This is a genomic window from Candidatus Palauibacter sp. (assembly GCF_965197445.1).
In the GTDB taxonomy this organism is placed as follows: Bacteria; Gemmatimonadota; Gemmatimonadetes; order Palauibacterales; family Palauibacteraceae; genus Palauibacter.
The window spans coordinates 607,958-627,876 of sequence record NZ_CBDANE010000005.1; the positions used below are offsets into that span (position 1 = coordinate 607,958).

Annotated in this window: 16 protein-coding genes and 1 pseudogene; 10 read left to right on the top strand and 7 right to left on the bottom strand. The window is 67.8% G+C overall.

Annotation, left to right across the window (positions count from 1 at the left end; genetic code table 11):
• Positions 1-52: 52 nt before the first annotated feature.
• A complete protein-coding gene (locus ACN9M6_RS09880; protein WP_419162761.1) occupies positions 53-1,537 on the bottom strand; it encodes a PIG-L family deacetylase in 1,485 nt (494 codons plus the stop codon).
• 148 nt (positions 1,538-1,685) lie between these two features.
• On the opposite strand from ACN9M6_RS09880, the gene ACN9M6_RS09885 reads away from it, so the two are divergent.
• The 7 genes from ACN9M6_RS09885 (at position 1,686) to ACN9M6_RS09915 (ending at position 12,515) form a co-directional block, all read left to right on the top strand.
• Positions 1,686-1,979 (top strand): NifU N-terminal domain-containing protein, encoded by a 294-nt coding sequence (locus tag ACN9M6_RS09885; protein ID WP_419162762.1) that lies wholly within the window; start codon positions 1,686-1,688, stop codon positions 1,977-1,979.
• A 117-nt stretch (positions 1,980-2,096) separates the two neighbouring features.
• Positions 2,097-5,111, top strand: coding sequence for a BTAD domain-containing putative transcriptional regulator (locus ACN9M6_RS09890; protein ID WP_419162763.1), 3,015 nt, complete (start codon positions 2,097-2,099; stop codon positions 5,109-5,111).
• A 238-nt stretch (positions 5,112-5,349) separates the two neighbouring features.
• Complete coding sequence (locus tag ACN9M6_RS09895; RefSeq protein WP_419162764.1) at positions 5,350-5,721, top strand: BlaI/MecI/CopY family transcriptional regulator; 372 nt, start codon at positions 5,350-5,352, stop codon at positions 5,719-5,721.
• A gap of 4 nt (positions 5,722-5,725) precedes the next feature.
• On the top strand, positions 5,726-7,399 hold the full coding sequence (locus tag ACN9M6_RS09900) for a TonB family protein (protein ID WP_419162765.1): 1,674 nt from the start codon (positions 5,726-5,728) through the stop codon (positions 7,397-7,399).
• Between the two features lie 43 nt (positions 7,400-7,442).
• Positions 7,443-9,446, top strand: coding sequence for a TonB family protein (locus ACN9M6_RS09905; RefSeq protein WP_419162766.1), 2,004 nt, complete (start codon positions 7,443-7,445; stop codon positions 9,444-9,446).
• A gap of 117 nt (positions 9,447-9,563) precedes the next feature.
• Entirely contained in the window at positions 9,564-10,901 is a 1,338-nt protein-coding gene (locus tag ACN9M6_RS09910) for a 6-bladed beta-propeller (protein ID WP_419162767.1), read from the top strand.
• Positions 10,902-11,189: 288 nt separating this feature from the next.
• Positions 11,190-12,515 (top strand): carboxypeptidase-like regulatory domain-containing protein, encoded by a 1,326-nt coding sequence (locus tag ACN9M6_RS09915; RefSeq protein ID WP_419162768.1) that lies wholly within the window; start codon positions 11,190-11,192, stop codon positions 12,513-12,515.
• A gap of 9 nt (positions 12,516-12,524) precedes the next feature.
• Here ACN9M6_RS09915 and ACN9M6_RS09920 read toward each other — a convergent pair whose 3' ends face one another.
• Genes ACN9M6_RS09920 through ACN9M6_RS09930 form a run of 3 tightly spaced genes read right to left on the bottom strand, consistent with a single transcriptional unit; the run spans position 12,525 to position 16,213 of the window.
• Positions 12,525-13,952 (bottom strand): MATE family efflux transporter, encoded by a 1,428-nt coding sequence (locus ACN9M6_RS09920; RefSeq protein ID WP_419162769.1) that lies wholly within the window; start codon positions 13,950-13,952, stop codon positions 12,525-12,527.
• 33 nt (positions 13,953-13,985) lie between these two features.
• The gene (locus ACN9M6_RS09925; RefSeq protein WP_419163739.1) at positions 13,986-15,029 is read right to left on the bottom strand and encodes a carboxypeptidase regulatory-like domain-containing protein; all 1,044 of its coding nucleotides are present in this window, start codon (positions 15,027-15,029) and stop codon (positions 13,986-13,988) included.
• Between the two features lie 5 nt (positions 15,030-15,034).
• Positions 15,035-16,213, bottom strand: a complete 1,179-nt coding sequence (locus ACN9M6_RS09930) for a serine hydrolase domain-containing protein (protein WP_419162770.1) — start codon at positions 16,211-16,213, stop codon at positions 15,035-15,037.
• 170 nt (positions 16,214-16,383) lie between these two features.
• Here ACN9M6_RS09930 and ACN9M6_RS09935 point away from each other — a divergent pair, with 170 nt between their 5' ends.
• Both ACN9M6_RS09935 and ACN9M6_RS09940 read left to right on the top strand, forming a co-directional pair.
• Positions 16,384-16,674, top strand: coding sequence for a hypothetical protein (locus ACN9M6_RS09935; protein WP_419162771.1), 291 nt, complete (start codon positions 16,384-16,386; stop codon positions 16,672-16,674).
• Entirely contained in the window at positions 16,671-16,940 is a 270-nt protein-coding gene (locus tag ACN9M6_RS09940) for a hypothetical protein (RefSeq protein WP_419162772.1), read from the top strand. Before ACN9M6_RS09935 ends, ACN9M6_RS09940 begins: the two co-directional genes overlap by 4 nt.
• Positions 16,941-16,969: 29 nt before the next feature.
• Here ACN9M6_RS09940 and ACN9M6_RS09945 read toward each other — a convergent pair whose 3' ends face one another.
• On the bottom strand, positions 16,970-17,413 hold the full coding sequence (locus ACN9M6_RS09945) for a hypothetical protein (RefSeq protein ID WP_419162773.1): 444 nt from the start codon (positions 17,411-17,413) through the stop codon (positions 16,970-16,972).
• A 195-nt stretch (positions 17,414-17,608) separates the two neighbouring features.
• Between ACN9M6_RS09945 and ACN9M6_RS09950 the strand changes: the two genes are divergently transcribed.
• Positions 17,609-18,808: a carboxypeptidase regulatory-like domain-containing protein gene (locus ACN9M6_RS09950; protein ID WP_419162774.1), complete on the top strand. Its 1,200-nt coding sequence runs from the start codon at positions 17,609-17,611 to the stop codon at positions 18,806-18,808.
• On the opposite strand, the gene ACN9M6_RS09955 is transcribed toward ACN9M6_RS09950, so the two are convergent.
• Together ACN9M6_RS09955 and ACN9M6_RS09960 are read right to left on the bottom strand one after the other, a co-directional pair.
• Positions 18,805-19,170, bottom strand: coding sequence for a TOBE domain-containing protein (locus ACN9M6_RS09955; RefSeq protein WP_419163740.1), 366 nt, complete (start codon positions 19,168-19,170; stop codon positions 18,805-18,807). The genes ACN9M6_RS09950 and ACN9M6_RS09955 overlap by 4 nt on opposite strands.
• 276 nt (positions 19,171-19,446) lie before the next feature.
• Positions 19,447-19,860: pseudogene (locus ACN9M6_RS09960) on the bottom strand (ATP-binding cassette domain-containing protein); the annotation flags it as partial.
• Positions 19,861-19,919 lie beyond the last annotated feature (59 nt).

The window sequence follows — 19,919 nt, forward strand, 5'->3', positions numbered from 1 at the left end:
CGCCACGGCAGGTGGATGTCCGCCGAGTCCGTGACCGTGTACTGGTTACGGGTCAGGCCTTCGCGTCCGAAGTACGGCGCGCGGCGGCGGTCGCGCCGTCCCTGCCGCTCCCGGGCACGCGCAGGCTCATGGCCGCTGATACCTGACCGCTCTCGGGTGTGAAATCAGAAGTCCGGGCCAGCACCCGTCCGTCGCGGTCCGCGAGCTGAACTGCGGACACCGACAGGTCCTCGGCTCTCGGTGCGGCGACCGATACCTGAACGGTGGTGGCCTGTCCCGGGACCAGTACGGCGGTCGCTGCCGCAGCCGGCACTTCGGCCGTGATGTCGATGCCTCTCGCTGCCAGAATGGCTCCCTCGAACTGCCGTTCCTTGAGCGAGAGATGAAAGCGGGCTTCGGGCGCGGTGGCGGAGGCCCCAAGCGCCGAACGCAACAACGCGAGGCCCCGCACCAGGCCGGGAACCGAGCGCTCCGGGGCCCGAAAGTCGAAGTCGGCCACGAGCGTCTCCACGAGTCCCTGTAGCTCGGCGAGCGCCGAGTCCGTCCGGGGCGCCGTCTCTTCTCCCAGGAGCACGTGCAGCCCGCTCAGGCTCGTGTCCAGATCGGCGAAGAAGGAAGCCCCGCCCCTTCCCGCCGCGCCGGTGTCTCCGCCCTCGTAGCGGGTGCGCCCGCCCCCGGTGCGCACGCGGCCGGCGGTCTGGGAGCGCTGGAGGCCGAGCCCTCGGCTGGCCCAGCGCTGGTACGTGTCGCCCAGCCACGGGCTGGCCCCGGTGGCGTCCACTTCCACGTCGAAGGGTTCGTCCGCGCGCACGCCTCCCCGGAAGGTGCGCAGGACTCTCCACGGCCTGAGACCCTCCTCGGTGATCTGACTCGGAAAGCGGGCCGGATCCGCCGCCGCCGCAACAGCTTCCGGCGTGAGCAGGCCCGCCGCGTGGTGGTGGCCGTGTCCGTCACGCGTCGAACCGTGAAATCGGCTCACGACCACGAGCGGACGGTTGAGGCGGATGACCCGGACCATGTCCTCGAGAACGGCCTCGCGGTCCCAGCTGCGGAAGGCCTCACCCACCGACTTCGAGTAGCCGTAGTCGACCGCCGTCGTGAAGTAGAGGTCGTCGAGGCCGTAGTAGCGCCCCGCGAGGACCAACTCGCGGGTTCTGATGAGGCCAAGGGCGTCGAACAGTTCCGGGCCGATGGCGTTGGCCCCGGCCTCGCCGCGGTTGAGGCTGAGGAGGGCGGTGCGCGCCCCCCACCCGCGGCTGGCCAGCGTCAGCATACCGGAATGTTCGTCGTCGGGGTGCGCCGTGATGTGGAGCAGGCTGGCGGTGGTGGCCAGCTTCCGGATGCGGTGCCAGGCGCCCATGGCGCCGCGGTCGACATCCAGCCGTTCCTCCCCCACCGGAGCCGGGAAGGCGAGCACGCGGTCCACGGGCGGCCCGGGAGGGGCCGATTGTGCCGCCAGCGGGGGTAGACTCGCGAACGCGCCCGCGGCCACCACCGGGAGGACGACACCGAATGTTGGCTTCCTGCGAGCGATCATCGACTATCCAGGTGGCCGGGTCCCCGCACTCATCGTGCCCGGGGGCCCGCGTTCAAGCAAGGCGTGTCCGGCGGCGGCGGCCCTTGCGAGTGAGCCCGCGCCGACGATACTCAAGCGGATCACCTCCGCGGACACCAGCCGGAACCCGATGCCAGAATCCGACATCCAGATCACGGTCGAGGGGACACCCAACCCGCACGCGGCGAAGTTCGTCCTCGAGCATGACGTCCCCGGCGAAGGCAGCCGAAGCTACTTCGATCCCGAATCCGCCGCCGATGATCGTCTCGCGGCGCGCCTGTTCGAGGTCGACGGCATCCGGGCTCTACTCATCGTGGAGAACTTCATCACCGTGACCAAGACCGAGCGACTCGAATGGCCGGACCTCCTCGACGAGATCGAGGAGGCGATCCTCGAAGCCCTCCACGCCCCCGACGAGCTCTGACAACCCTTGCTATCCTGTTGCCGCAGCACGTGTTGATAGCTCGTTGACACCTGTCCTTTAGGATGGTTGCCCGCCACCACCGTCGGGCACCAGGTCATCCGGTCGGGGAGGGAAGACATGCTAACGCTACGCTGTTTCGGGGAGGTCACGGCCTCGGACAAACGTGGTGTCAGGATTCCGCTGCGATCCCGAAAGCACACCGGGCTGTTGCTCTACCTGGTCGCGCACGCCCGGACGGTGCACATGCGGGAGGAGCTTGCTCACCTGCTATGGGACCGTAACGACCGCAAGGCACGACATTCGCTCAGCCAGGCACTCTATGACATCCGGTCCAGTCTGGGTCCGCTGGTCGCGGTCGACACAAACACGGTTCGCCTCGTACCCAACCGGATTTCCTACGAACTGGACGAGTTTGAACGGGCGTTCCAGGCCAGAGATCACGAGTCGGTAATGGAACTCTACCGTGGGGAGTTCGCTTCCGAACTGCTCAATCTCGGTGCCGAGGAGTTCGACCGGTGGCTGGACAGCGAGCGAGAGCGTTGTCGCGTTCTCGTTGCGATGGCTCTCAAGAACGCCCAGCACGCGGCGGAGGAGAGGGGCGACTGGGACCAGACGTGCCTGGCCGCGCTCCGGTTGGTCCGGCAGAACGAGTTCGACGAGGAGGCCCACTGCGCCCTCATGCGCGGACTCTGCATGAAGGGCGACCATGCCTCGGCGCTCGCTCACTACCGGGCTCTCGGTGACGCCCGTTGGCTCGGCAGCGCGCTGAGGCTGGCGGAACTGGCCGAGTGGGCGGAGGGGAGGTACGGCTCAACGGGTTTCGTCGTTCGCGAGCCTGCCGAAGCTGCTCTGTCCGGTCGTGACGCCGAATTTCGCCAGTTGAGCGGACTGCTGCGAGCCACCGGTCCGGTTCCCGTACGTGTGGCGCTCGTAGGAGAGCGTGGTATGGGCAAGAGGGTGGTCATGCGAGCCTTCGCCCGAGTGGTAGATAGCGCGGGTGGCTTGGTACAATGGCTGCCGTCCAATTCCCGAGAGACGCCCCTGGACCTGGTCCGGGAATTGCAGCGACACCCTCGCAAGCTGCGACTCATCTTTTTCCGGGCGGATACCGAAGACTGGTTCAAGGTGGACTCCGTGCTTCGGACATCGGACCTGTCGCGTGCGCTGGTCATCGGTCTATCCGAGGCCCCGGTGGCCAGACGGGCCGAGGCTGCCGGGCTGGTAGACGTCGTGCTTACCTTCGACCCACTCGACGATGAGACGTGCGCGGCCTTCGTCTACAGAGCCGATCGCGGCTGCAGTCCCCGGCAGGCGGCCACGAGCACAAGGCTCGCCGGGGGTAACCCGAGTCTGGCGCGCGCGATTGCCCAGGCGTGGGTCCGAGTCGCATACGACCCCCCGGAAATCAGCGCCGGGAACGATGGTGGGCGTCTGGCTTACGAGCAGTCGGCGGAGGTTCGTTCACTGGTCGACCTCCAACTGGAGCCACTTTCGCCTGGGGAGCGAGAGCTTGCCGCCACATTGGCGCTACTCACGCCTGCGGCGCGCGCTCACGCCGAGTCCATCGTGGCCGAATGCTCGAGCCGCGCGGACTTGGAGGAGTTGAGGGCCAAGGGCTGGATTCGCTCGCTTCGCAGTGCCGCGGAATTGACCCGACCGCTGGCCGGACAGGTGCTCACCTGGAGCCTGGCGGAGGGGGAGAGGGCCGGAATCCATCTGGAAGCCGCCCGCGTCCTGGAAAGGGGAGGCCTCGGTGCGAGGGCGGCGGCCGCTTCCGAATTCGCCTCGGCCGGGCGTAGTTCCCGGGTGTTCGACCTGGGGTGCGATGTAGCCTTCGAAGCTCTCCGCCGAGGCCGGTCCCCGGTCGCCGGTCAGGCGGCGACGCTGGCGTTCGAGCGCGCCGCGGCCGGCTCCGACCGGTTGCGCGCCGGCTTCCTTCTCGCCGAGGCGGAGCTACAGCGAGGCCGGTTCCGCCGGGCCGCCGGCGTACTCCACCAACTCGCGGCCCTCGCCGGCACCGGCAACGACCTCAGTCGAGTCCACCTCGCACTTGCGAGAGCGGCCGTGGCGTCCGGAGATCGGTTCACGCACAGCATTCACGGCCAGCGTCTGGCCGAGTCCCGCGAGCATACCACCAACGAAGCACTCGACCGTGCGATTACGATCCAGCTCGCCGTTCTCAAGGCGATGGACAATGGCTCGCGCCGAACGCGCGACGCGGCGTTCGATGCGATCCGCGGGACGCTCTGTTCACTCGTCGCGGATGACACACCCTATGCCGGCAATTGGTGTGACGCGTTTCGGCTGCTCTTCAATCAAGTCGGCCGTCGGAGCACGCGAAGCGAGGCCCGCCTACTCCTCGAGACCAACCGCCACGCTCTGGGCCGCCTGGGCTACGAAGGCAGCAGAACCGTCGAGGCGGCAGAATGCTGGGTCGCCATGCGCGGTGCGCATCTCCGCGACGCGCTCGAGCTAATGCAGAAGCTCCCGGAGCCGCCGGATCAGAATCGCCATGAATCCGCGACCCTGAACAACCTCGGCGCAGTGCTCCTGGAGCTCGGCGACTTCGACGCAGCGCTCGTCCGCCTCCGCAGCTGTCGCGATCTGGATGAAGCGCTGGAAAGCCCAGTCGAAGATCGGGTCTACGCTCTGCTGAACCAGGCCCTGTGCGCTTTCTTCCAGGGAGATGCCGCGCGCTGCCGAGGGTATACGGAACAAATGCTCCTCCGACCCGATCAGGGGAGGGCACACCTTCTCAGTCCGCAGGCGTGGGCGCTGAACGGACTGTTGGCGCTGACCGATCAGGATCAACGCGAGATCGAGACTTGCCTGCAGCGACTGGAGGGCTGCGCGGAGGGTGGGGGGGACAACGACCAATATCTGGTCAACTGGTTTCTTGCGGCAGCCCTGGGCCCCGGCCGCCGGGAAGACGCCATCGACCAATTGATCGATGCCGCGAATCGAACCGTCGCGGTGGACAGGCTGAGCGCGGAGAAGCTCAGAGTTCTGGCCGGTGCCTTCTCCGCGCCGAATGGGCCGGGAGATCAGCCTGAGGCGCGCGGCTTTCTGCGGTCGGCTGGTGCCTCCTGGTTCGTAAGGTTCGCGAACAACTGGTCCCGAGATCAGATGTAGGTCCTGCCGCTCGGGTCCACGCTTCGGCGATCCCGCGGCCCCAATCTCCGCAACATGTCCGAACGGTTCCCCCTCGCGCGTTCTACTACGAACCTAGTTGACAAGCGTGGGCCACCGCGCCTAGGGTTACCGGGGAGGTGTCTCCCGGGTGCCCGCCCACGCTGCCGTTCGTGGGTTCGTCACGCGCACCCGAGGGGCCGTCGACGCTGGAACTCCGGAGACGGAAAGGATCAGGCACATGGAGATCCGGTTCACCAGTCGCGAGATCGACCTCATGGCGGTGCTCTGGGAGATGGGGGCCGCCACCGTAGCCGAGGTTCAGGAACGCCTCGGCGACGATCTGGCCTACACGACCGTGCTCACGATCCTCAGAACGCTCGAGGAGAAGGGGTACGTCGGCCACACGCAGGAGGGGAAGGCCTACCGCTACCACCCGCTCGTGGAGCGCGATTGCGCCGGCGCGAGCGCCGTGCGCCGCCTGGTGCAGAAGATGTTCCAGGGCTCGCCAGAACTGCTGCTCACGCAACTCGTCTCGGATCGCGCGCTCTCGAAGGAGGACCTCGAGAACCTGCGCTGCCTCGTGGACGAGCGCCTCAGCTCGAAGGAGTAGGACCATGCTCATCGCCTGGATCGCGTACTGCCTGTTGATCTCGGCCCTTCTCGGACTGGCCGCCCTCGCGGCCGAGCACGCCTTGGGCCACTTGGGGAAGCCGGTGCGGTGGGCGTGGCTTGCGGCGATCGCCGGTTCGGTGGCGGCGCCGGTCGTCGCCTTCCTCGCCCCCGGGCTGTTTCCGGAAGCCGGGAGCACGGTTTTCTCGCCGCTGGGCGGACTCGGAGAACCGGTCGTGGCCGCGGCGCCGGCTGATCCGGTGGCGGGGTCGGAGGCCGCCCACGGATTCGATGCCGGGGCCGTGAGCGCGCTCCTGGGCTGGGGCTGGGCCCTCCTGGTGGCGGCGATGGGCTTCCACTTGGCGGGAGCGTACCGGCGTCTGCGGTCGGAGATGCGGACGTGGGAGCCGGGGCAGGTGCTGGGATCGCCGGTACTGGTGTCTGAGGACCGGGGCCCGGCCGTGGTGGGGGTAGGGCACTCCGTTGTTGTGATGCCGAAGTGGATCTCGAATCTCGAGGACCGGCTGCTGCGCCTTGTGTTCCTTCACGAGCGCGAGCACCAGCGAGCGGGGGACCACCGCCTCTTCGCAGCGGCGATCGGCGCGCTCGTGCTGACGCCGTGGAACCTCTTCCTGTGGTGGCAGGTGTCCCGCCTGCGGCTGGCGATCGAGTTCGACTGCGACCGCCGCGTCCTGGAGCGGGGCGAGTCGCCGCGCGACTATGCCGACGCGCTTATCACCGTGGGGAGCCGCGTCTCCGCGCCGTTGCTGGCCGCCGCTGCCTTCGCCGAGCGGAAGCCTGCCGTGGAGCGGCGGTTGCGCCGAATGACCGCGCCGTTGGCCCGGCTTCGCTTCACCCGCGCTCTCGGCGCCTCGGGCGTGGCCGCCTTGGCCATCATCCTCGTGATGGGCGCGCCCCGCCCGCAGGCGACGATGAACCCGCCCTCGGAAGCCGGCGACGGGCAGGAGGCGAGTTCGGTCGAGGACCTGGCGCCGCCCACGGCGGGCGGCGCGGCGTCGGATCGTCCGGCGTTCATCCCGTTCGACACAAACCCTGTGCTCACGAACGCGCGCGTCATCGAGCTGGCACTTCGGGCGTCCTATCCCGCCGACCTCAATGCCCAGGGGATTGGCGGCAAGACGGAACTCTGGGTGTACATCGACGAGGCGGGCATCGTCCGCAACTCGCAGGTCAAGACGCCGAGCGGCTACGAGGCCTTCGACCGAACCGCCGGGGCCCTCGCCGAGATCATGCGGTTCGAGCCGGCGATGAACCGCGGCCAGCCGACCGCGGTCTGGGTCTCGCAGTGGATCGCGTTCCAGGTTGAAACGGCGTCCGCCGGAGCGCCGGAGAGCACTCCGAAATCGGACCGGCCAACGTTCGTGCCGTTCGACACGAATCCCGTGCTCAAGAACGGAGGCGAGGTTCAGCAGGCGCTCGTGGAGGCCTATCCGACCGACCTGAAGGATGCGGGCGTGGGCGGCAGAGTGGAGCTGTGGATCCATATCGACGAGACGGGCGCCGTCCAAAACCCGCAGATCAAGACGACCAGCGGAAACGAGGCGCTGGATCGCGCCGCTACGGAAGTCGTGAAGATCATGCGCTTCGAACCCGCGAGGAACCGCGGCGCGGTCACGGCCGTCTGGGTCTCGCAGTGGGTCACGTTCGAAGTGGTATAGGTCTGTAGGCCGCGCGAACGCCTCAACTTGAAGGAGCAGGAATATGGTCACCGCCTGGATCGGGTACTGCCTGTTCATCTCGGCACTTCTGGGACTGGCCGCCTTCGCGGCGGAGCGGGCTCTGGGCCACTTCCGCAAGCCGGTGCGCTGGGCGTGGTTCGCGGCGATCGCCGGTTCGGTGACAGCGCCGGTCGTCGCCTTCCTCGCCCCCGGGCTGTTTCCGGAAGCCGGAGGCACGGCTTTCTCGCCTCTCGTCGGATTGGGAGAGCCGGTCGTAGCCGCGGCACCGGCGGCGGCTACGACCGTGGCCGGCACCGAGGCCGGCTCCGGTTTCGATGCCGGGGCGATAAGCGCGCTTCTGGGCTGGGGCTGGGTCCTCCTGGTGGCGGCGATGGGCTTCCACCTGGCACGGGCGTACCGACGCCTGCGGTCGGAGATGCGGACGTGGGAGTCCGGTCGGGTCCTGGGGTCGCCGGTCATGCTGTCGGAGAACCGTGGCCCGGCGGTCGTAGGGGTCGGATGCTCCGTCGTGGTGATGCCCAGGTGGATTTCGGACCTCGAGGACAGGCTGCTGCGGCTCGTGTTCCTGCACGAGCGGGAGCACCAGCGGGCGGGAGACCATCGGTTGTTCATGGTGGGGATTGCCGCGCTCGTGCTGATGCCGTGGAACCTGTTCCTGTGGTGGCAGGTGTCGCGCCTGCGGCTTGCGATCGAGTTCGACTGCGACCGCCGCGTACTGGAGCGGGGTGAGTCGCCGCGGGACTATGCCGATGCCCTCATCACTGTGGGGCGCCGCGTCTCCGCGCCGCTGCTGGCCGCGGCCGCCTTCGCCGAGCGGAAGCCCGCCGTGGAGCGGCGATTGCGCCGCATGACGGAGCCGCTCGCCCGGCTCCGCCTCACCCGTGCCCTCGGCGCGTCGGGCGTGGCCGCGCTGGCCATCATCCTCGTGATGGGCGCCCCCCGGCCGGAGGCCTCGATGGATGCCCCGGAACCCCCCGCCGCGGCGCTGAACCTGCCTTCTGAGGCCATCGAGTGGCGAGACGCGACCTCGCGCGAGGATCTGGCGCCACCCGCGTCGGGCGGCACGGCGTCGGATCGTCCGGCGTTCATCCCGTTCGACACCAACCCGGTGCTCAAGAACGCGCCGGAGGTTCACCGGGCGCTGCTCGAGGCCTATCCCGCCGACCTCAACTTCGAGGGGATCGGGGGCAAAGTCGAAGTCTGGGTGTACGTTGACGAGACGGGCGTCGTCCGGAACAGCGTCATAAAGACGACCAGCGGCAACGAGGCGCTTGACCGTGCCGCGATGGAGGTCGTCGACGTGATGCGGTTTCGGCCCGCAATGAACCGCGATCAGCCGACCGCCGTCTGGGTCTCGCAGTGGATCGTGTTCCAGGCTGTTCCGCCGACTCCCCCGAGCGCTCCGAAGGCGGAGCGGCCGACGTTCGTCCCCTTCGACACGAATCCCGTGCTCAAGAACGGAGGCGAGGTTCAGCGGGCGCTCCAGGAGGCCTATCCCGCCGACCTGAAGGCCGCGGGTGTTGGCGGCCGCGTCGAACTGTGGGTCTACGTCGATGAGTCGGGCGTCGTTGCAAAGCATGAGATAAAGACGACCAGCGGAAACGAGGCGCTGGATCGCGCCGCTACGGAGGTCGTCAAGGTCATGCGGTTCGAGCCAGCGAAGAATCGCGGCGAGGCCACCGCCGTGTGGGTCTCGCAGTGGATGACGTTCGCGGTCGTACCGTCCGCCGGCTCCGACCGGGGTCTGGAACTCAGTGATTTTCTCGTTACCGGAGTCGTCAGGGATGTTGACGACGACGGGGACCCGGACCTGATGCGGACGGCCATTGGCGGAGGAATGGATCCACTCATCGTCATCGACGGTGTGATCCAGTCCGAAGACGCGAGGTTATCGGATATAGGGGCTCTCGACGTCGAGAACGTCACAATCATCAGGGGCGATGCGGCCGCCTCGAAGTACGGCGAACGGGCGCAGAACGGCGTCATCGAGATCCGGACCAAGGGCGGGCGTGGCGCGCGAAGGTAAGGAGAGTCGGGGCGAATAGCGGCCTCACGATCTCTTCGAGCGCCCGCAATACCGGGCAACCCTCCGTGGGTTGGGCGGTTCCGTAGACGTGACGGTACAACCCAAGGGAGGCCGCCCATGATCATCTCGCGTCAGCTACGGACTCTCGGGGTACCCATCCTGGCCCCGTTCCTTGTGACCGGCTGCGGCGACGCCGACTCCGGGCGGCCGGCCGGCGGGTCGGGGGGCATGGACAGTCCCGACTTCACCATCGCTCCCGAGTCCCGGTCATTGTGGACGGTCGGTGCCCTGGATGGCGAGGACTGGGAAATCATCGGCTCCGTCACGGATCTGGTCTTCAGCGCCGCGGGCGATCTCTTTCTGCTCGACGGACAGGCCGGGCACGTGGTGGTGTTCGACCGCGAGGGGCGTTACCTGCGGACGATCTCCCGCCAGGGCGAGGGTCCGGGAGAACTGGTCCAGCCGCGCTCGATGGCCGTCCTCGCGGATGGCCGCCTCGCGGTGTTCGACCGCGGGCGCAACGGAATTCAGTTCTTCACCCAGGAGGGGGACTACCTGGACTCGGCGCCGTTCGACCTCGAGCAGGGTACGCCGACCCGGGTAAACGCGTGGCTGCCGGACGGGAGCATCATCACGGACGGCGAGATGCAGGTCACCGGGACGTCGCGGAGCATGTCCATCCGGAGCTCGGTCGGCGGAAGCGGTGACGAGACGGGGCGTCCGATCGCTCTATACCGGCCCGACGGTTCCCGAGAGTTGCTGTACACGGCATGGGAGCCGCCACCGCCCACCGGAGACGGGGCGGAGGCCGCGGGAGGTGGGATTTCGCTCCGTATGAGCCCCACGAGGGCCTTCGACCCCGGGCTCTCCTTCGTGGCGTTGTCGGACGGTCGGCTGGCGGTCGTCGATTCCTCCGGATACCGGATCAAGCTCATCGGGGAGGGTAGTGTGGTGGCAGGTGTTCTGGAACGCCCCGTAACGCCGATCGCGGTGACCGAGTCGGTACAGGACGCGGAGCGGGAACGCCAGCTGGCGGCGCTCGAGGGGGGGCAGAACCGGGTCAGCTTCTCGTTCGGGGGAGCCCTCCCGGCCGGCGTCTCCTTGCCGGATAACCTCGGGGACCAGATCAACGCGGCGAGAAAAACGGGTATCGAACAGATGACCTTCGCCGACGTCATCCCCGCGATCGACGAGCTTGCCGTGGACGCGGAGGGCCGCCTGTGGGTGGAGCGGTCGGGGCTTCCATCGGAGGATGGTCCGATCGACATCGTGACGCCCGACGCCCGCTATCTGGGCACGATCCAGCCGGGTGGCCTGCGCATCCCGGACGCGTTCGGCCCGGACGGCCTCTTGGCCTACTCGGATACGGCTGAACTGGGTTTCCCGATCGTCCGGGTTGTGCAACTCGTGCCGGCCGCGGCGCTGGAGGCCGGAGACTCGACCACGGATCGCTGAGGGCCGGTCGCGGCTCCTCATGACGTCACCGGGGTTCCCGCGACGATAGTGACGTTGGGTGGGTTTGGGGCGTCTCTTGACGGGGTGTACTCCATTCTTGCCCCCCCGGGCCTCGCTTCAGGGTTATCGCCAAACAGGGGACTGCGTCAGGTGCCGAGGACGCGTACACGCAACCCAAGACGGTCGCCAGCCAGGGCGGTCCCGGCGTCGCTGCGGGCCGCGGCGCTCGTTCTTGCAGCGAGCGGGGGCCTTGGCCCGGTGGCGCTAGCGGCTCAGGAAGCGGCGCGGGTGGCCGGGATCGTCACTGATGGTGGCACGGGTGCGCCGGTCGAAGGCGCGACGGTTCGTCTTGCCGCCCCATCCGGCTCGGTGCGCGAAGCGATCACCGGACCGGAGGGCACGTTCGCCTTCGAGGGAGTCACGCCCGGTCCGTATGTGCTCGGCGCCCGCCACCTCGGCTACGAAGATCTCCCCACGTCGCTGGAGATCGGAGCCGATGGGGTGACGTCCCTGGATATACGGCTGACGCCGCGGGCGATCCCGCTGGAGCCGCTGGAAGTCGACATCGAAGGACGACCCCTGCGCCTGGTGGAAACCGGTTTCTACGACCGTATGGAAGAGGGCTGGGGCACGTATTTCGAGCGGGATTGGATAGAGGCGAACGCGGCCGGCTACACGACGCTGGATCACTTCGTGTCGAGCCTGCAGCTCCGCTCCCCTCTGAGCCGTTGTCCCAGCTTGCAGGTCTATTTCGATCGAAGGCTGATCGGCACGACGTCCGGGTGGGGGACGAGCAGGCCCTATTCCATAAACCCGGCGGGCCTGGACCGGCCCCGGGATGAGCCCCCGCCCACACTTCTGGAGGAGTTGTCGGTCTCGGATCTCGGGGCCGCTGAACTCTACACGCCTCACAGCAAGCTCCCCTTCTTCGCCTGGAACGCGGCCACGATGTACTGCGGTGCGATCATCCTCTGGTCCGACTGGATTGTGCAGTTGGCGGAGGTACCGGAGATCGAAGTGGAGCTATGTGAACACGCGGGCCGTCTCGGTGAAGTGGTCCTCGAGGGGTTCGTCGAGGACGAAATCACGGATGTCCGGCTGCCGGCCGCGTACGTGATGGCGTCATACGCGGCCCCCGACGGCCTCGATCGACAACAGGTCGAAGTGCGGACGGATTCGCTTGGCAGGTATCGGGTGTGCGATCTGCCATCGGGTGCGGAAGTAGAACTCATGGCCACGTACGGCCCCCAGTCGGGCGTCCCGACCGTCTTCGATGCTGCGGCACCCGATGATGCGACCGGCCCGGATGTAAGCCTCACCGTGCCGGTGACCTCCCCCGGTGCGATCAGCGGCGTTGTCATCACCGAGGGCACCTCTGAACCGATCCGGACGGCACGTGTCACACTGATCGATACGGAGTTCCGGGCGGTGACGGACCAGGACGGAAGGTTTTCGCTGGAGGAACTCCCGCCCGGACGCTACCTGGTGCGAGCCCAATGCCGGGGCTTCACCGGTCCCGTGCGGGAGGTCCAGCTGACGGAGGGCGCGAATGCCGCCGTCGTGATCACTCTACGCCGGATCGGCTCCGCGGCACGAGGGCGTTGCTCCCCATAGGAACAGTGGCTAGACGATCTTCTTCTTCCAGCGGCCGCGGCGGAAGAGCCACAGACCGACTACGGCCGAGAGCGAGTAGGCGACCGCGAACGACCAGAATACGCCCGTCTCACCCCAGCCGGCGCTGAACGCGAGCCACGCGGCGAGCGGAAGCTGGAAGCACCAGAAGACCCCGATGTTGATCCAGGTGGGCGTCGCCGTGTCCCCGGCTCCGTTGAACGCCTGCATCGTGACCATGCCCCAGGCGTAGAAGATGTAGCCATAGCTGATGATCCGGAGCGCGCGCGCTCCCACCTCGTGTGTTTCGGGATCCGGCGCGAAAGGTGCGAGGATCGGATACGCGAAGGCCACGAAGACGACCGTCACCACCGCCATGAACCCCATGTTCCAGAGGCCGGTGAGATAGACCGACCGCTCCGCGCGGTCCGGCTTCCCGGCGCCCAGGTTCTGTCCCACAAGGGTGGCGGCGGCGTTCGCGAGACCCCACGCGGGGAGGATCACGAAGATGACGACGCGGATCGCCATGGTGTAGCCGGCGAGGGCGACGGTCCCGAACGCGGACAGGAAGCGGATCGAGAGGATGTAGCTGACCTGGGTCACCATCATCTGCCCTATGCCGCCGATCGACACGCGCGCGAGCCGGCCGATGACGGGGAGGTCGAGGCGGAGGTCCTCGCGGCGCACGCGGATCCGGTCGCCGCGCGACATGTGCCGCAGCTGGTAGAGGGCTCCGATCCCGCGCCCGGTCGTCGTCGCGATGGCGGCTCCCATCAGCCCGAACTCCGGGAAGATCCAGAGCCCGAACACGAGCAGCGGATCCAGCACGATATTGATCCCGTTCGCCAGCCACACCGATCGCATCGCCATCGTTGCGTCGCCCGCCCCGCGGTAGATCGCGTTGTTCACGAACAGGAGGATGATCACGACCATGCCGCCCAGCTGGATGCGCGCGAAGGGGGTGCCGACGGCGACGACTTCGGGAGACCCGCCCATGATCCGGAGCAGCGTGGGCGCCAGGATCGCGCCGGTCAGCCCGAGGACGGCGGCGATACCCGTCGCGAGCAGTATCGCCTGCACCGCCGCGTCCGCCGCGCCCCGCTCGTCCTTCTCGCCCGTGCGCCGCGCGACCATCGCCGTCGTGGACATCGCGAGCCCCACGGCGACGGAGTAGATGACGGCCAGCATCGCTTCGGTGAGCGCGAGGGCGGCCAGGGCGTCGGCTCCGAGCCGGCTGACCACGGCCATGTCCACGAGGAAGAACAGCGACTCGCCCGCCATCTCGAGCACCATCGGGATGGCGAGCAGCAGGACACCGCGGTTCAGACTGCCCGAAGTGAAGTCCTCCTCGGTGCCCCACACCGCATCGCGCGCAGCCCGCCACAACCCGCTTTCGGGCGCGGCCGCAGCTTCCCCTGCCTTGTGGGTGTCCTGGCTCAACGAATCGTCAGGTCGAAGGGTCGGGTCGGACCTTCAGCGCGTCCAGATGGCGATCAGGTTGCAGTCGCCGAAGGCCATGGTGTTCGGCACCTGGTTCATGATCTCCGGCGGTGCGTCGCTGCACCTGTACGCCTCGATGCCCCTGACGGTGTCAAACTTCAACTCGCGCAGGTTGCGCGCGTTGAACCCGAGACGACTCGCCGGCCTTCCGTTGAGGAGGATGAGTTGTCTCCGGCGGAACTTGATGGAGAGTTCCCGCTTGAACCGGAAGACCTGCCCGAGGTGCGTGAAGTCGTCGATCTCCGGGTAGGTCGCGAAGTAGCCATCCTCGATGGATCCACGGCGGTCATAAAAGCCCGAGGTCACCAGCCACGCGTCGCGGGCGGTCACCTCCACCTTGAGCGGGGCCATCGCGATCGCCCGCGTCTGGAGTTGAACCAGGAACTCGGCGCTCTGGTCCGTGAGAATGTTGACCTCGTCGTCGAGCGGCGAGAACGCGATGTGCTGCACGTGCAGGTCGTAGGTGCCGGGAGGCATGGTGCGGAACGTCACCCGGCCGAGCGAGTCCGTGACGCCCGAGATCGGGAGGGGGGAGATCTGAAGCCGTGCGCCCTGTACAGGTTGGCCGGTCTCCGCGGCCAGGACGGAGAAGACTACGAACGCCGCGTTCCCGAGATCGACCTCGAGATCGACGAACTGCGACCGGTCCAGGTCGACCTTGCGCTCTTTCCCGCGCTCGGCGCGATAGAGGGCCCGGACCCGCGCTTCGCGGAACGCGACGAGGCCGCATGCCTGGTAACGTCCTTCCGCGTCCGCTTCGACCCGCACGTCGTCGGGCGTCGCCATCCCGCGTTCGGACTCATACCGGATCACGACGGTGGCGCCGGGCAGCGGCGTATCGCTGTCCTGGTCGCGGATGATGCCTTCGATGCCGACCTCGAGATCGGAGTTTCCGAACTGCCGGCAGATGCGGAGCTCGCGCTCTTCTTCTTCCTGCCCCGCAAGCGCCCCCGGAGGAAGGAGGAGCGCCAGCACGGCGAGGAGCGGCGTGACCCCACGGTACCGGGCACAAGTCACCGGGTTCAATGGCCAACCTCGAGCAGCGCGCGGAGCAGCTCGTCGCCGGCCCCCCCCAGATTCGTGGCACCGCTGTTGTAATTGCGTCCAAGCGCCACGCCATACCCGCTCTCCGGCTCGAACACGAGGTACATGTTGTACCCGGCGACCGAGCCTCCGTGGCCGACGAAACGCACCGTCCCATCCTCGAGCGCGACGGAGCGGACCGAGAATCCGAGTCCGTATCCGTCGTCCGGATCTTCAGGGGTGTGGACGGTCATGACCTCTTTGCGCGTGCTCGGCTCCAGGAGCTGGTATTCGGTCATGCCCATGACCGCGGCCCCGAACGTGGCCAGGTCCCCCACCGTCGAGTAGACGCCGCCGTTCGGGACCTTGTAGCCGCGGCCCGCGTGCTCCAGCGCCGGAAAGTCGGCGTCCACGGGGCCGTCGTCCCCGTTGGCAAAGCCCACCGCCACGCGGCGCCACAGGTCGGGGCCGACGATGAAGGTGGAGGAGCGCATACCCAGCGGTTCGAAGATCCGGTCTTCCACAAGCTCCATGAACGACGTCCCGGCGGCTCGCTGGAGGGCGTACCCGAGCACGCCGTACCCGATGTTCGAGTACTGGTAGCGCGTGCCCGGCATCGTGTAGAAGCGCGTATGGGGGATCGAGGCGAGAATCTTGTAGCCCCAGTCCTCGATCGGCCCTGCCGCCGCGCCCTCCAGTTCGGGCTCACGGATGAGGCCGGCGGTGTGGCTGGCCAGCTGCCGCAGCGTCACCGGCGCCATGCCCTCGGGCGGATCGCCGAAGCCGGCCGCCTCGGGCAGGTGGTCCGGCAGGGCGTCGTCGAGCGCGACGATGCCGTTCTCCAGGAGGTCGGCCATCAGGACCGCCGTCACCGACTTCGAGATCGAACCGGTGCGGTAAATCGTCCGCACGCCGGCCGGGACCCGGTTCTCGGGGTCGGCCCAGCCGAAGCCCTGAGCCCACAACACCTGATCTCCCTTGAACACGGCGGCGGTAATGCCTCCAACGCCGTCCGCCTCGACGTCGGCGGCGATGCGCCGCGAGAACGCGTCGATGACGTCCGGATCCTGGCCGGCGGCCGCGAACGGCATGAGGATCGCGACCAGCAGCAGAGCGACCGCGCCGGGGTGGATCCGGGGGCCGGGGGCGGTACGTGACCAGCGACGGGGAACGGACATGGCTTTCTCCTTGACTCCCTTGAACACCGGACAGGCCGGAGTCCGATCCAAGGTCGCAGATTCGGCAGCCCATCGGAAGTGTGCAGGCTGGCGGGTCGCCGCCGACTCGCCTAGTGTCTCCGCGCCGATAATCCGCCGTTACGCGCACCCGAACGAACCCGACGCGCAACATGTCGCTGCTGAAGAAACTGATATTCCGGCTGGACGGGGCGGCCGACAGCGCCCGGACCCGGTTCACGAGTGAATCGGGCGCCACCTGGGAGGCCGAGTTCTCCATCTTCTCCGGTACCACGCAGCAGTCGCCTCGGCTGCTCGTGATGTTCCGCAACCAGGACGATGTCACGGTGCCCCAGCGCTACAACCAGGCGCCGCCGGGTATCTCGAAGGTGCCGAAGGAGGCGGTCGCGGCCATGAACGAAGCGGGACTGCGCGAGCTGCTCGCCCGCTCGGTGAAGGTATGAGCGGCATGTCGGCGGATCCGACGCGGGCGCTGTCCCGTACGTTTCTCGACGACGGGATGATCCAGTGGGAGGCCTACGTGTCCGGCGGACAGCCGAACACAGCTGCGGCGGCACGTATCTACTTCGTCTGTCTGGAGGATCCCTTCGAGACCCCGCGTTGGGTGACGCACGAGAGCCGCAACGTGGCGGAAGCGACGCGCGCACTGGCAGGGATGAGCGACGCGGATCTCCTCGAACTGCACGGCCGCTCCACGCCCCTCGCCTGAAGGTTCGGCAAACGCCTGGTGCCGGCCTGCTAGTTGACGTTGACTACGGAGTTGAAGCGTTCGCCGGCAATGCCGGTCACGCCTTGGTAGCGGTGTTTGACGACGACCGTCATGGGGCCGGGGTCGAGGTTGAAGATGTTCCCCAGATAGGACAGGGTCGATGGTTGCCGGCTGTTGCAGCCCTGCCGGCCCGAAACGACCGTCACGGAGATCTCCAGCCCTCCGGAGACCTCCTTCAGATCGCTGACCAGATAGTCACACCGCAGCCGTCCCACGATCTGGCCGGACACATAGACGACGCCGACTCCCCCGGCGGCGCGCGCGAACTCGGGGAGAGCCTCTCCCTCGCTGACCACGGACTGCTGCAGGTTCCCCACGGTCGGGGCCAATCCGATTCCCAGATTCAGGCAGCCGGACAGGCCGAACAGGAGACAAACGACGCCCACTGCGTCGCGCACCTGCTTGTCGCGCATGATGGTCTCCACGTCCCCCACGGCGGATGAACTCCGGGACAGAGTGACAGGATTCCGACCCTCCCCGCAATACTACGGTCCCCGCCGCGCACGAGGCCAACTGCGTCGTGTGCGCGACGCGAAGATCCGCTACGTTTGATGTTCGGGAACCCTCGGCTGACGCAGCGATGCGACGCAGGGAGCGGAGGCCGCGACATGCGATCATATGGTGACACGCGTGCGGGCGGACGGAACCGGGTCCGGACGGTGTTTCTTGCCCTCGCGACGGGGATCGTGACGTCCCCGGCCGGCGCCTCGCTGGCAGCCCAGGATCTGGTGACCTGCCCCGCCGAGATGGATCCGGCCCTCACCGGTCTGGCGGGGATCGTACGCGATACGCTCCAGGGCATGGTCATCCCCGGAGCCACGGTTCAGGCAGCCTGGCGAGACGACGGGGGCCAGCGCCGGACGCTGTCGGTGGAAGCGGATGAAGGCGGCGTGTACGTACTCTGCGGCCTCCCGCCGCTGAAGGGCCTCACAGTCCGGGCCAGGTTCCCCTCCTTCGTCACGGAGCCGGTCCTGCTCAGTATCGAGCCGGGACCGCCCGCCGGGTGGGACATCCTGGTGGGCGTAGAAGAGGGCGTCCTGGTAAGTCTGCTGAGAGTCCCCGGCCGCATACTGGGTCGCGTCATCGACCGAAACTCGGGTCGCCCGGTCGAAGCGGCGAGCATCACCCTGGCGGACACCCTTCTGGACGAGAACCGACAGCGGCTCAGCGACGGGAACGGTCGCTACATGTTCACCGACCTCGACCCCGGGGCGTATCGCATCCAGGTCGAGCACCTCGCGTTCGAGCCGGTTGATCAAGTCGTGAACCTGCCGAGCGACCGGACGGTTCAGGTGGACTTCGAGCTGAGCGTCGACCCAATCGAACTCGCGCCGCTCGTTGTCACCGCGGTTCGGGAAAAGAGGCTGGAGCTTCAGGGGTTCTACGATCGGCGTGAACTGGGGGAGGCGGCCGGCGCCGGCGTCTTCATCACGCGAGACGAGATCCACGATGCGGGCGCGATCAGGGTCACGCACTATCTTGGACGGCTCCCGGGGCTGCGGACCGAGTGCACGGGGAGTGGTAACAACAACTGCGTCATCCGTATGACGCGGGGCGCCCCCAGCCTGAACAATCGTGCCGAGTACGGGTGCATGAACGCGAACGTCTATGTGGATGGGGTGCGCGTGATCCGCGACGGCGGGGGGTTCTCCGACTCGATCGACAACTTCGTTACACCCTCGGAGGTCGCCGGAATCGAGGTCTATCGCGGCCCGAGCGAGTTGCCTGCGGAATTCGGGGGTTCGGTCGGACGCTGCGGGGCCATCGTCATCTGGACGGGGCCCGCGATTGCGGGAGGTTCGGGCTAGCTGCTCCCGGTGTCGGCGCGCGGTGATCCGCTCGGGGCGACCGGGAACGCGTGCAGCGCCGTCGCCTTCATCCGCACCGCCACCCGGGTTCCGGGATCGACGCCCAGTTCCTCGGCCGCGTCAAGCGTGACGAGGGCAACGAGTTCCAGGGGACCGTTCATCCGCAGCCTCACCAACCCGCCCATGTCGCGGCGCTCCGTGACCGTCGCGAAGAGCAGGTTCCGTGTACTCAGCTCGGCCGGAGGGACGTCGGCAGCACCGAGAACCAGATCTTCCGGCCGGTAGGCAATCTTCACGAGCTCTCCCGTGGCGGCGTCCCCGAGCGCCAGGAGCGAAGCTCCCCCCACGTCGACCGTGACCATCCGCTCCTGAGTCTGCGTCACGGTGCCCGAGATCGAGAACTCCGCTCCGGTGACGCGCGCCGTGTATACGTCGGCGGGGTTCTCGTAGATGTCCTTCGGCGTGCCGGTCTGAATCAGCCGGCCGTCCCTGATCACGGCCACCCGATCCGCGAGGTGAAAGGCTTCGCTCCGGTCGTGGGTGATGAGAAAGACGCTCGTCGCCCGTTCCCGCGCCACGCGTTCAAGGTCCTGCCGGAGATCGATCCTGGAATCCGTGTCGAGGTTGGCCGTCGGTTCGTCGAGGAAGAGGATCTCGGGATCGAGCACCAGCGCCCGGGCGAGTGCGACGCGCTGGGCCTCGCCGCCCGACAGCTCGGACACATGCGCGGCCAGCAGGTGCGAGATCCCGAGTTGTTCGCAGACCGTGCGCGACCGCGCGCGTGATTCGGAGCGGGACACGCCGCGCAGCCCGAGCCCCAGCCCCACGTTGTACTCGACGGATTCACGCCAGAAGTGCGGGCGCTGGAACACGACGGCCGAGGCCGAGCGGAGCGCGCGCTCGCCGGCCCGGCCGGATTCGCCGCGGAACGCCACCCGGCCGGCGTCGGGCTTTTCCAGCATCGCCAGTACGCGCAGCAAGGTCGATTTTCCGGCGCCGTTCGGGCCGAACACGGCGAGCAGTTCCCCCTCCCTGAGCTCGATGCGGTCCACCTCGACCGCGGTCTTCCCACCGTAGACCCGGCGGAGCCCGGTTCCGTGGAGAAGCGGTG